This is a genomic window from Streptomyces sp. NPDC060000, assembly GCF_042737375.1.
GTDB lineage: Bacteria > Actinomycetota > Actinomycetes > Streptomycetales > Streptomycetaceae > Streptomyces.
Map to the genome: position 1 here is coordinate 1 of NZ_JBHWUU010000098.1, position 10,742 is coordinate 10,742.

General features: G+C 73.0%; 11 protein-coding genes. 5 read left to right on the forward strand and 6 right to left on the reverse strand.

What is annotated here, in order from left to right:
* Positions 1-154: 154 nt before the first annotated feature.
* Entirely contained in the window at positions 155-1,630 is a 1,476-nt protein-coding gene (locus ACFWBB_RS36785) for a PLP-dependent aminotransferase family protein (protein ID WP_385281746.1), read from the reverse strand.
* Between the two features lie 47 nt (positions 1,631-1,677).
* Between ACFWBB_RS36785 and ACFWBB_RS36790 the strand changes: the two genes are divergently transcribed.
* Complete coding sequence (locus ACFWBB_RS36790; RefSeq protein ID WP_385281749.1) at positions 1,678-2,256, forward strand: carboxymuconolactone decarboxylase family protein; 579 nt, start codon at positions 1,678-1,680, stop codon at positions 2,254-2,256.
* Positions 2,257-2,379: 123 nt separating this feature from the next.
* Here ACFWBB_RS36790 and ACFWBB_RS36795 read toward each other — a convergent pair whose 3' ends face one another.
* The 3 genes from ACFWBB_RS36795 to ACFWBB_RS36805 form a co-directional block, all read right to left on the reverse strand.
* Positions 2,380-3,867, reverse strand: a complete 1,488-nt coding sequence (locus ACFWBB_RS36795; RefSeq protein WP_385281752.1) for a glutamate synthase subunit beta — start codon at positions 3,865-3,867, stop codon at positions 2,380-2,382.
* A gap of 205 nt (positions 3,868-4,072) precedes the next feature.
* Entirely contained in the window at positions 4,073-4,552 is a 480-nt protein-coding gene (locus ACFWBB_RS36800; protein ID WP_385281754.1) for a DUF1772 domain-containing protein, read from the reverse strand.
* A 143-nt stretch (positions 4,553-4,695) separates the two neighbouring features.
* Complete coding sequence (locus ACFWBB_RS36805) at positions 4,696-5,508, reverse strand: DUF2293 domain-containing protein (RefSeq protein ID WP_385281757.1); 813 nt, start codon at positions 5,506-5,508, stop codon at positions 4,696-4,698.
* Between the two features lie 152 nt (positions 5,509-5,660).
* Between ACFWBB_RS36805 and ACFWBB_RS36810 the strand changes: the two genes are divergently transcribed.
* Both ACFWBB_RS36810 and ACFWBB_RS36815 read left to right on the forward strand, forming a co-directional pair.
* Positions 5,661-6,302, forward strand: a complete 642-nt coding sequence (locus ACFWBB_RS36810) for a uridine kinase (protein WP_385281760.1) — start codon at positions 5,661-5,663, stop codon at positions 6,300-6,302.
* Between the two features lie 236 nt (positions 6,303-6,538).
* On the forward strand, positions 6,539-6,973 hold the full coding sequence (locus ACFWBB_RS36815; RefSeq protein WP_385281763.1) for a CBS domain-containing protein: 435 nt from the start codon (positions 6,539-6,541) through the stop codon (positions 6,971-6,973).
* Positions 6,974-7,078: 105 nt separating this feature from the next.
* Here the strand turns inward: ACFWBB_RS36815 and ACFWBB_RS36820 are convergent, their stop codons facing one another.
* Positions 7,079-8,206 (reverse strand): magnesium and cobalt transport protein CorA, encoded by a 1,128-nt coding sequence (locus ACFWBB_RS36820; protein WP_385281766.1) that lies wholly within the window; start codon positions 8,204-8,206, stop codon positions 7,079-7,081.
* Between the two features lie 372 nt (positions 8,207-8,578).
* Between ACFWBB_RS36820 and ACFWBB_RS36825 the strand changes: the two genes are divergently transcribed.
* Positions 8,579-9,373: a methyltransferase gene (locus tag ACFWBB_RS36825; RefSeq protein WP_385281769.1), complete on the forward strand. Its 795-nt coding sequence runs from the start codon at positions 8,579-8,581 to the stop codon at positions 9,371-9,373.
* A gap of 189 nt (positions 9,374-9,562) precedes the next feature.
* Here ACFWBB_RS36825 and ACFWBB_RS36830 read toward each other — a convergent pair whose 3' ends face one another.
* On the reverse strand, positions 9,563-10,519 hold the full coding sequence (locus tag ACFWBB_RS36830; RefSeq protein WP_385281772.1) for a carbohydrate kinase family protein: 957 nt from the start codon (positions 10,517-10,519) through the stop codon (positions 9,563-9,565).
* On the opposite strand from ACFWBB_RS36830, the gene ACFWBB_RS36835 reads away from it, so the two are divergent.
* A partial coding sequence (locus ACFWBB_RS36835) for a hypothetical protein (protein WP_385281775.1) occupies positions 10,518-10,742 on the forward strand: 225 nt, incomplete at its 3' end. The genes ACFWBB_RS36830 and ACFWBB_RS36835 overlap by 2 nt on opposite strands.

A 10,742-nucleotide genomic window follows, 5' to 3' on the forward strand; every position in this document is an offset into this window, starting at 1 on the left:
CCTATTGGGGGCCTTTTTTTTGGCGGGGCCCCAACCCCGGCCCCCCGGTGGGGGGGGGGGCGGGCGCCCCCCCCCACGACGCTTTGCCGAGCGGCGAGCGGCAGGGCACCGCCGGCGCGGCGGAGATGTACGGCGGCCGGCGGGGGCGGTGGTCTCACCCCGGGGCGGGACCGGGCCCCGCGTCCGGCGGCAGGATCCGGCACAGCGCGTCCAGCGCCGCGCCGTAGGCGTGCTCCGACGGCGTCGCGTAGCCGACGACCAGCCCGTCCTCCGTCGCCATGTCGCTCTCCGGATGCCGGAAGGCGGCCAGGCCGTCCAGGGCCACGCCCTGCCAGGCCGCCGCCTTGAGCACGGACCGCTCGGTGCCGGGCGGCAGCCGCAGCACCGCGTGGAGCCCGGCCGCGATCCCGGTCACCGCGACCTGCGGAGCCCGAGCGGCGAGAGCCTCGACCAGCCGGTCCCGCCGACCGCGGTAACGCTGCCGCATGCGCCGTACGTGACGGTCGTACGCCCCGGACCCGATGAGGTCGGCCAGACTCAGCTGGTCCAGGACGCTCACCCAGGCCTCCCGCTCGCCCTTGGCCGCGAGGACGCCGTCAACATACCGCTCGGGCAGCACCATCCAGCCCAGCCGCAGCGCGGGCGACAGGCTCTTGCTGACCGAGCCGAGGTAGATCACCCGCTCGGGGTCGAGCCCCTGGACGGCGCCCACGGGCTTGCGGTCGTAGCGGAACTCGCCGTCGTAGTCGTCCTCGAGGACGACCCCGCCACGCGCGCGTGCCCAGTCGATCACGGTGGTCCGGCGGCTCGCATGCAGGGGGCCGCCGGTCGGGAACTGGTGCGCCGGGGTGAGCAGCACCGCCCGCTCGCGAGCCAACCGCTCCACGCGCGCCCCGTCCGCGTCCAGTGCCAGGGGAGTCGTGCGTACGCCCGCCGCCGCCAGTAGCCCCCGGTGGAAGTCCAGGCCGTACGCCTCCACGGCGAGCGGACCGCCCAGGACCCCGCCGCCCGGGGCGAACAGCAGCCGCAGCGCATGGGCGAAGCCCGAGCAGATCACGATGCGTCCGGGCTCGGCGCGCACACCACGCGCGCGTGCCAGGTACTCGGCGAGAGCCTCCCGCAGTTCCCGGCGGCCGGCGGGATCGCCGGGCCCGAACACCTCGTTGGGCGCCTGTTGCAGGGCCCGCCGGTAGGAGGCCAGCCAGGCCGAGCGCGGGAACGAGGAGGCGTCCGGGGTGCCCTGCCGCAGGTCGTATCGGGGGCCACGCGCGTGTAGCGGTGCCTTGACGGGGGTGCGCCCGGCGCCGCGCCGGTTCTCGGTCCTCCCCGGTTGCCCCGAGGGCGCGGACAGTACCCCCATGGCGACCCGGGTGCCGGATCCCTGGCGGGCGGTCAGCCAGCCCTCCGCGACGAGTTCCGCGTACGCGTCGGCGACCGTGTTACGGGCGACGCCGAGGTCGGCGGCCAGTGAACGGTACGGCGGCAGCCGGGTGCCGGGCGGCAGGCGTCCGCCGCGCACGGCCTCGCGCAGCGCCCTGATCAGGGCGGCCCGTCGACCACCGGGGCCGCCCAGCTCCACATGCAGGTCGACGCCGATCCGCTCGGCCAAATTGACCCATGAATCCACCATGGAATTGCACTCTACAAGAGGTCTATATGCCCCGTAGGTTGAAGGACATGACGACGAACACGACCGGAACGAACAGGACCCAGACCGACGCGGCCGGGACCGGCACGGACACGACAGGCTCGGACACGACCGGAACCGACACGACCCGTACGGATGCGGTGGCGACGGCGGCCGGACGGTCCCGTCTCGACTTCGGGAAGGCCGCTCCCAAGGCGTTCCGCGCCCTCGTCGGCTTCGACGCCGCCGCCCGCGAGGGCCTCGACCCGGCGCTCGTCGAACTGATCCAGATCCGCTCCTCGCACCTCAACCGCTGCGCGTACTGCCTCCACATGCACACGAGCGACGCCCGCAAGGCCGGCGAGAGCGAGGAACGGCTGCACATGGTTCCCGTCTGGCGCGAAGCCCGCCACTTCTTCACCGAGAAGGAGCAGGCGGCCCTGGCCCTGACGGAGGCCGTCACACGGGTGGCCGACGGAGGCGTCCCGGACGAGGTCTACGCCGAGGCCGCCGCCCGCTTCGACGAGCGGGAGCTGGCCCAGGTGCTGGCCCTGATCTGCTCGATCAACACCTGGAACCGGGTGGCCCTCGCGACGGCGAAGATGGCGGGCACGGACGAACGCCGCTGAGACGATCCGCCCTCGCCCTGTCCTGGACGTGCCGGTGCCCGGGCGTCCGGGTGCCCATCCCCAGGATCCCCGCATACCCAGGCTCCCCCCACCCCCAGGCTCCCCCACCCCCGGTTTCCTGTCCTAGACGCTCATCGGCCGGTCGTGCGGTCCGATCGGCGCCGGCAGCCGTGAACTCCCCGTCAGATGGCGGTCGACGGCCGACGCCACCGCCCGCCCCTCCGCGATGGCCCACACGATCAGCGACTGCCCGCGCGCCGCGTCCCCCGCGGCGAACACGCCGGGGACGTTCGTCGCGAAGTCGCCGTCCCGCGCGATCGTGCCGCGCGGCGCCAGCGCCACCCCGAGCTGCTCGACGAGGCCGTCCTCCCGGTCGGGCCCGGAGAAGCCGAGGGCGAGCAGCACGAGGTCGGCGGGGAGCGCCCGCGTGGTGCCCTTCACCGGCCTGCGCCGCTCGTCGACCTCGACGAGGTGCAGGGACTGTACGTGCCCGGTCTCGTCCCCGGTGAAGCGGAGCGTGGAGGCCGCGAACAGCCGCGCGTCAGCGTCGGCCGCCGGCGCGGACTCCAGGTCGCGCGCCTCCTCGTGCGCCGCCGAGAGCCGGTAGACCTTCGGATACGTCGGCCAGGGGTCGGTGTCCTCGTCGCGATCCACGCCGGGCTGTGCGTAGATGTCCAGTTGGGTCACGGACGCGGCGCCCTCGCGCACCGCCGTGCCCAGACAGTCGGCGCCCGTGTCGCCCCCGCCGACGATGACGACGTGCTTTCCGGCGGCGGACATCGGGGACGCCGCCAGGTCCCCCTCGCCGACCCGGTTGGCCAGCGGAAGATACTCCATGGCCTGCTGGATGCCGGTCAACTCCCGCCCCGGAACGTGCAGCTCCCGCCAATCGGTCGCCCCGGTGGCGATCACCACGGCGTCGTAGCGGACCCGTAGATCAGCGGCCATGACGTCCCGCCCGATGGTGGTCGAGGTACGGAACTTCGTGCCTTCGGCCCGCATCTGCTCGATCCGCCGCTCCAGGTGGTGTTTCTCCATCTTGAAGGCGGGGATCCCGTACCGCATCAGTCCGCCGACCCGGTCGTCCTTCTCGTAGACGGCGACCGTGTGCCCGGCCCGGGTCAACTGCTGTGCCGCGGCCAGTCCCGTGGGCCCGGAACCGATTACCGCGACCGTCTTCCCCGACAACCGGTCCGGCGGTCGTGGTGGCGTGAGGCCGTCCGCCCAGGCCCGGTCGGCAATGGCGACCTCGACGTTCTTGATGGTGACAGCCGGCTGGTTGATGGCGAGGACGCACCCGGCCTCGCAGGGCGCCGGGCACAACCGGCCGGTGAACTCGGGGAAGTTGTTCGTCGCGTGCAACCGGTCACTGGCCGCCCGCCAGTCCTCCCGGGACACCAGGTCGTTCCACTCGGGGATCAGATTCCCGAGCGGACAGGCGTCGTGGCAGAACGGGATGCCGCAGTCCATGCAGCGGTCGGCCTGCCGGCTGATGAGGGGCAGCAGCGCCCCGGGGACGTACACCTCGTCCCAGTCCCGGACCCGCTCCCCGACCGGCCGGCGCGGCCAGTCCTCGCGCGGGGTGGTCATGAATCCCTTGGGATCGGCCATGGGCGTCTTCCTCGCATACGCGTACGACAGGCCGAGCGTCATCGGGCGGCACTCTTTCGGCCACGATACGTCCCGTGGGCCGTCCACGCAGAGTGGGCGACAGCGCCTTCTCCGGTGGGCGTCCGGACGTCCTGGCGTCCGGGGTCCCGACGGGCGTCCGGCGTTCCGGCGGGTGCCCGGTGTCCTGGCGCGTGCCCGTGTCCGGTCAGACCAGGGCGAGGACGTACACGACCGCCGAGGCCGCGGACGCGACCGCCCGCACATGGTTCCACCGCGTCCACTGACGCAGGTAGGCCGGCCAGTACGAGACGGCCTCCGGCGTGCCCGGTTCCAGCTTCGCCAGTTCCTCGTTGCGCGGCACGTTGGCCACCACGGTCACCCCGAACGCGCCGCACAGGTACAGCGCGCTGCCCAGCAGCAGGTGAACCGCCCCCTCGTCCGGCCACAGCACGAACGTCACCACGGCGATCACCGCGCACAGTGCCGCCGCACCGAGGAACAGGACCATGAACGCCGGTGTCGTCGCCGAGGAGTTGATCGCTTTCATCGCCGCGACGCCCTGCGCGGGCGGCAGGGCGGCGAGTCCCCGCATCACCAGGACCGAAAAGGCGCAGAAGACCCCGGCCATCAGCCCCGTGACGAGCACGCCCAGCACCGCGAGCAGCAGATACGGTCCCTCGATCATGACAACGTCAACTCCCACCCGTCGACCGGAGATCTTGCCCGGTACCGCCCCGCACCTCAAGTGAAATCCCGCTCGAGACCGGTGACCACGGCCGAAACGCACGCCGGCACACGCGGACGTCCACGGGGCGGCCGTCGTCTGCTCTACGGAACCGCCCCGTCCGCCCCGTCTGCCCCATCCGCCCCGCCTGTCGTGCCTGTCGTGCCTGTCCTGTCCTTCCTGTCTGTGGTGCCTGTTCGGCCCGTCTCCTCTGCCCCGTCCGTTCCCTCTTCTCCCTCCCGCCACGTCCGCATCCGGGCCTCCACGTCGGCCGCGATCCGCCGGCGAGCCTCGTGCCGTGGCACGCCGCTCATCAGCAGCCGGTCGTAGTGCGTGTCCAGATGCCGTACGGACGCGACGACCGCGGAGACGACGGCTCCCTCGGACAAGACCCGTCCGGCGGCGCTGCGCCCCACCCGGCCGCTGCCCCGCAGGGAGGCGTGCGCGGCGATCCCGTGCGCCCGGTCTTCCGGGCAGCCGGGAAGCAGCCGCCGTATCTCCGTCGCGAACGCCTCCGCGAAGCGCGCGTCCTGGGCCGCCCGGCGCCGCGCGTCCCGTGCCCGGCGCCGCCGCCGTGCCTCGGCGTCCGCCAGGCACCGCTCCTCGGCCCGCGCGAGCGCCGCCTCCTCGACCAGGACGCCCTGACGCTCGTAACGCCCCTTGCGCCGGTTGAACCGGACCACCACCGCCGACAGCCCGCTCTCCTCCCGCGACCTGCGCGTCAGTGCCGTGTCACCGCGCGGCAGGAAGACCAGGTGCCCCAGATCGGCGCAGTCGAGGCAGCGTGGCGCGGAGTCCTCCAGCACCAGCATCGACACCGGCCCGCGACGGCACCCGGCGCAGTGCTTCCGCCTGAGCGGCTGGACGACGAGAAGCCCGGTGCGGGAGACGGGAGTCGTGAGGGCTGCGGCTGCCATGAGGACTTCATTCCCCCCTGGTGAGCGCGGCACCGCCTGGTCACGGCCCGACGACCCGTAGCCGACGCCCGCAGCGGGACCCACCTCCCACGGCTGCTCACCGCCCGTGTATCCCACCAGGTCAGGGCGTCCGGACCGGGGCCTGACGCATCATGGGCCGTGTGCGACTCGAAGCGATCACCTGGGAACGGCTCGGCGACCTCCTCGCCGAGCGGCTGCTCGACCTGAAACCGGAGGGCGGCGGCCCCTGGCCGCGCATCGCCTTCGACGGCGCCCCGGCGGCCCGTCCCGGAGACCTCGCCGAGCGTGTCGCCGAGGCCCTGCGCACCCGCAGCCGCCCTTCGCGGGTCGTGGACACACACGGCTTCCTGCGCTCCGCCTCCCTCCGACTGGAGTACGGCCATCACGATGTGGAGGCCTACTACGACGGCTGGTTCGACACCGGCGCCCTCTGGCGCGAGGTGTTCGAGCCCCTCGAACCAGGCGGCGACGGACGGATCCTGCCCGACCTCCGGGACCCCGTCACCGACCGCGCAACCCGTAGCCCCTATGTCCAACTCCCGCCCGGTGGTCTGCTGTTGCTGCACGGTCCCCTCCTGTTGCGGCACTGGTTCCCCTTCGACCTGACCGTCCACGTCCTCCTCTCCCCGGCGGCCCTGCGCCGGCGCACCCCCGAAGCCGACCACTGGACGCTGCCCGCCTTCGAGCGCTACGCCCAGGAGACCGATCCGGCCGCCACGGCCGACGTCCTCGTGCGCGCGGACGACCCACGCCACCCGGCCTGGGGCGGCTGACCCGCGACGGCGAACCGCAGGACGACACCGGCTCCGCGGGCCGGGATGCCGGGCTGGAGCGGGCTGGAGCGGGCTGGAGCGGGCTGGAGTGGTCGGGCCTGGCATCCCGGGTTGTGATGCCGGGCCGGGCGGGCAGCTCCCGGGTGCGGGCGTCCGGCGGGGCGGCGAGAATGTAGGGCGCCGGGACCAGCGGTGCCCCCGCGCCGCGCCGGCCGTCGGGCACCGGGAGGTACCTCATGACCACCGCCGGAGACATCATGCACCGCGGCGCCCAGTGGATTCCCGCCCACGAGACCCTCGACCGCGCCGCCCAGCTCATGCGCGACCTGAACGTCGGTGCGCTGCCCATCAGCGACGAGAACGAGCGGCTCTGCGGCATCCTCACCGACCGGGACATCGTCATCGGCTGCGTGGCCATGGGGCACGACCCCGCCAGGGTCACCGCCGGCGAGCTGGCCCAGGGCACACCGCGCTGGATCGACGCGGGCGCCGACGTCGGCGAGGTCCTCCAGGAGATGCAGGACCACCAGATCCGCAGGCTGCCCGTCATCGAGAACAAGCGCCTGGTCGGCATGATCAGCGAGGCCGACCTCGCCCGGCACCTGCCCGAGGAACAGCTCGCCACGTGGGCCGAGAGCGTCTACTCCAGGTCCGGACCCGCCCGCCACTGACGGCGCCGCGCTCGCCCGAAGTGGAGCGCCCGCCCGGACAGAAGTGATCGCCCGGACAGGAGCGCCCGCCCGGACAGGAACGGTCGCCCGGACAGGAGCGGTCGCTCAGAGCCAGCCGTTGCGCCGGAAGCCGCGGTACAGGACCCAGCACGCGACGGATATGACGCCGATGACCAGGGGGTAGCCGAACCTCCAGTGCAGCTCCGGCATGTTGTCGAAGTTCATGCCGTACACACCGCAGACCATCGTCGGTACGGCGATCACCGCTGCCCAGGCCGTGATCTTCCGCATGTCCTCGTTCTGCGCGACCGTGACCTGCGCCAGATGGGCCTGGAGGATCGAGTTGAGCAGCTCGTCGAAGGCGGCGATCTGCTCCGTGGCACGCAGCAGGTGGTCGGAGACGTCCCGGAAGTACGCCTGTATCTCCGGGTCGACCACCCGGACCGGCCGGTCAGCGAGATCAAGGAGCGGACGGCCGAGCGGCACCACCGCCCGCTTCAGTTCGAGGAGTTCACGCTTGAGCTGGTAGATGCGTCCCGGATCCGCGCGAGCGCCGTTCGGCGCGAAGACGTCCGTCTCGACCTGGTCGATGTCCAACTGCACGGCGTCGATGACGTTGAGGTAGTCGTCCACCACATGGTCCGCGATCGCGTGCAGCACCGCCGACGGCCCCTTGGCCAGCTGAGTCGCATCGGCCTCCAGTTCCTCGCGCAGCGGACCCAGTGATCCGTGCCGTCCGTGGCGCACCGTGATCACGAAGTCCCGGCCGACGAACACCATGATCTCGCCGGTGTCGACCACTTCGCTGGTCGCCGTGAGTTCCTCGTGCTCGACGTAGCAGACCGTCTTGAAGACCGCGAACAGCGTCTCCCCGTACCGCTCGACCTTCGGCCGCTGATGGGCCTCGACGGCGTCCTCGACCGCCAGGGGATGCAGGTCGAAGAGCTCGGCGATGCCCGCGAACTCGTCGTTCGTCGGCTCGTGCAGGCCGAGCCACACGAAACCGTGACCGTTCTTGCGCACCCGTTGCACCGTGTCGACGAGATCGCCGCCGTGCGGGGCCCTGACGCCGTCCCGGTACGTCACACAGTTCACCACGGAGGAACCCAGCGGGGATCGCGCGGGATGACTCAGGTCGACCCGCGGACGCCGCCGGGCCAACCGCGCCACCCTGCGCAGGCCGCCGACCCCTCCGAGGCCGGTGACCTTCCGCAGATTCCCTGCCATGGTCATCTGGGTCTCCTTGCGTGAAACTCCGCACCGTGTTCCTGCATCCTGGCCGCGCCAGTCTGCCAGGCCCGCGTATGCCAGGAGTAAGCCTGTGGACAGGGAAGGTTCCGCTTTGTTCCCGCCTGTGGACGACGCGTGGCGCGCACTGTCCGCGAGACCGGCCGCCGGCCTGTCGAAGAACGGTTACCGGCCTCGCCGACCGCATCCCGGCAAGGCTGTACTCCCTGCCTCCGGCCAGGCTGTACATCGTGCTCCGGCCAGGCCGTACATCGTGCTCCGGCCAGGCCGTGCATCGTGCCTCCGGCCGTGCCGAACACCCTGATCCCGGCCGCGTCGACGGCCTCCTGCGAGCGGGACAACTGGGATGATCGCCACATGACGCGATCCGACGGGTACCTCCTCGACAACCGGCAGCCCGAGGCGGGGGAACGCTTCGACGCCTTCGCCGCCCTCTTCGACGCCACGACGTTCCGCCACCTGGACGGGTTCGGGGTCGGAGCCGGCTGGCGTTGCTGGGAGGCCGGCGCCGGGGGTACCTCGGTGGTGTCCTGGCTGGCGAAGAAGGTCGGTCCGACGGGCAAGGTCCTGGCGACCGACATCGACACCTCCCGGCTGACATCGGTGGCCCGCCCGCCGGTCGAGGTGCGCGTCCACGACCTCGGCACCGAGGAGCCGCCGATGGAGGGCTTCGACCTGGTGCACGCCCGGCTCGTCCTGGTCCACGTGCCGGACCGGGAGCGGGCGTTGCGGTCGATGGTCGCGGCTCTGCGTCCGGGCGGACGGCTCCTGATCGAGGACGCCGACCCCGCACTCCAGCCCCTGCTCTGCCCCGACGAACACGGCCCCGAACAGCAGCTGGCGAACCGTTTGCGGCATGGCTTCCGCAAGCTCCTCGCCGGCCGTGGCGCCGACCTCTCCTACGGCCGCAAGCTCCCCCGCCTGCTCCGCGAGGCCGGGTTGTCCCGGGTCGAGGCCGACGCCTACTTCCCCGTCACCTCACCGGGCTGCGCGGCGCTGGAGTCCGCGACGGTCCGCCAGATCCGCGGTGAACTCGTCGAAGCGGGCCTCGCGACCGACGAGGACATCGACCGGCACCTGGCGAACGTCGCCTCCGGCGGCATGGATTTGGCCACAGCCCCGATGATCTCGGCGTGGGGACGCAAGGGATAGGGGGAGGGAGCCGACGACCGCCAACCGGCAGTTCGCTACGAGCAACCGGCACCGGCAAACGTCAACGGACAGCCGGCGATCGGCACTCGGCACTCGGCACTCGGCGACCGGCGACCGGCGACGGCGACCGGCGAGCGTCAGCGGGACGGTCGGAGCCCGTCCCCGCCGGGCCTCCTTGCCGGGGAGCCCTCAGTGGGCGTGGGCCCTGTCCGGCGTCGATGCCGCGCGGTCGCCCGGCGCGGGTGGTCTGCCGCCCACGCGTTCCACCGCGCGAGCCCCCGCCCGGCATCCCTCGGCCGCCGCGGCCTCCGTATCGGCGCCCGCCAGCAGTGCGGCGAGGAACGCTCCTGTGAACGCGTCACCGGCGCCCGTGGTGTCCAGCGGCGTGGCCGGAGCGGCGGGGACGCGGGCGAGCACAGCGCCGTCGCGGGCCACCAGGGCACCGTCGGCACCCTGCTTGGACACCACCAGCGGGACGAGGCGGCTCAGCTCGGCCGCCGCGCCCGCCCCGTCGAGCAGCCCGGTCAGCAGACAGGCCTCGTCACGGCTGGGCAGCAGCACGTCCACTCCCTCGACGAGGGACAGGAATCGGTCGGCACCCAGCTCCACCAGGAAACCCGCCGACGCCGGGTCGAGACTCACCGGCACCCCACGCGCGCGTGCCGACGCGGACGCCGTACCCACCAGCGCGCGTCCGGACTCGGAGAACAACAGATAGCCCGACAGGTGCAGTCGGCCGACCCCGTCCAGCAGAGCGTCCGACCAGTCGCCGGGGTCGAGCCGCAGGGACGCGCCGCTGTCGGTGAGGAAGGTCCGCTCTGCCGCGGCACCCGTGTCCACGAGGCAGATCACCGTCCCGGTGGTCGCCTGCGGGTCGACGACCAGCCGGGGCCGCACCCCGCAGGCGGTCAGCTCCCGTTCGTGCCACGCCACCGACTCCGCGCCCACCCGGCCGAGCAGCCGTACGTCCGCGCACCCCCAATGGGCCGCCCAGCACGCCACGTTGGCGCCCGCGCCGCCGGGCAGGGTCCGGATGACGGAGACCGTGTCCGTCCCCGAGGCCAGCGGCCCCCGAAACCGGGCGACGACGTCCGTCACGACGTCCCCGACCACCAGCAGCGCCCCACCACCCGAACCCCCGCCCATGGACGCCCCGAACGGCCCCGTTCTCCCCGACCCCGAGCCCGATCCGGCCCCTGCGCCCGCCCTGAACCCCGCGCCCGCCCCGGACCCCGCACCCGCCCCCGACTCCGGCCCCGCCCCGGACCCCGCACCCGCCCCGGACCCCGCACCCGCCCCGGACCCCGCACCCGCCCCGGACCCCGCACCCGCCCCGGACCCCGCACCCGCCCCGGACCCCGCACCCGCC

Excerpts from the sequence above, each read along its gene's own strand:
- ACFWBB_RS36785 (WP_385281746.1), bottom strand. The coding sequence starts at position 1,630 with ATGGTGGATTCATGGGTCAATTTGGCCGAGCGGATCGGCGTCGACCTG.
- ACFWBB_RS36790 (WP_385281749.1), top strand. The coding sequence starts at position 1,678 with ATGACGACGAACACGACCGGAACGAACAGGACCCAGACCGACGCGGCC.
- ACFWBB_RS36795 (WP_385281752.1), bottom strand. The coding sequence starts at position 3,867 with ATGGCCGATCCCAAGGGATTCATGACCACCCCGCGCGAGGACTGGCCG.
- ACFWBB_RS36800 (WP_385281754.1), bottom strand. The coding sequence starts at position 4,552 with ATGATCGAGGGACCGTATCTGCTGCTCGCGGTGCTGGGCGTGCTCGTC.
- ACFWBB_RS36805 (WP_385281757.1), bottom strand. The coding sequence starts at position 5,508 with ATGGCAGCCGCAGCCCTCACGACTCCCGTCTCCCGCACCGGGCTTCTC.
- ACFWBB_RS36810 (WP_385281760.1), top strand. The coding sequence starts at position 5,661 with ATGGGCCGTGTGCGACTCGAAGCGATCACCTGGGAACGGCTCGGCGAC.
- ACFWBB_RS36815 (WP_385281763.1), top strand. The coding sequence starts at position 6,539 with ATGACCACCGCCGGAGACATCATGCACCGCGGCGCCCAGTGGATTCCC.
- ACFWBB_RS36820 (WP_385281766.1), bottom strand. The coding sequence starts at position 8,206 with ATGACCATGGCAGGGAATCTGCGGAAGGTCACCGGCCTCGGAGGGGTC.
- ACFWBB_RS36825 (WP_385281769.1), top strand. The coding sequence starts at position 8,579 with ATGACGCGATCCGACGGGTACCTCCTCGACAACCGGCAGCCCGAGGCG.
- ACFWBB_RS36830 (WP_385281772.1), bottom strand. The coding sequence starts at position 10,519 with ATGGGCGGGGGTTCGGGTGGTGGGGCGCTGCTGGTGGTCGGGGACGTC.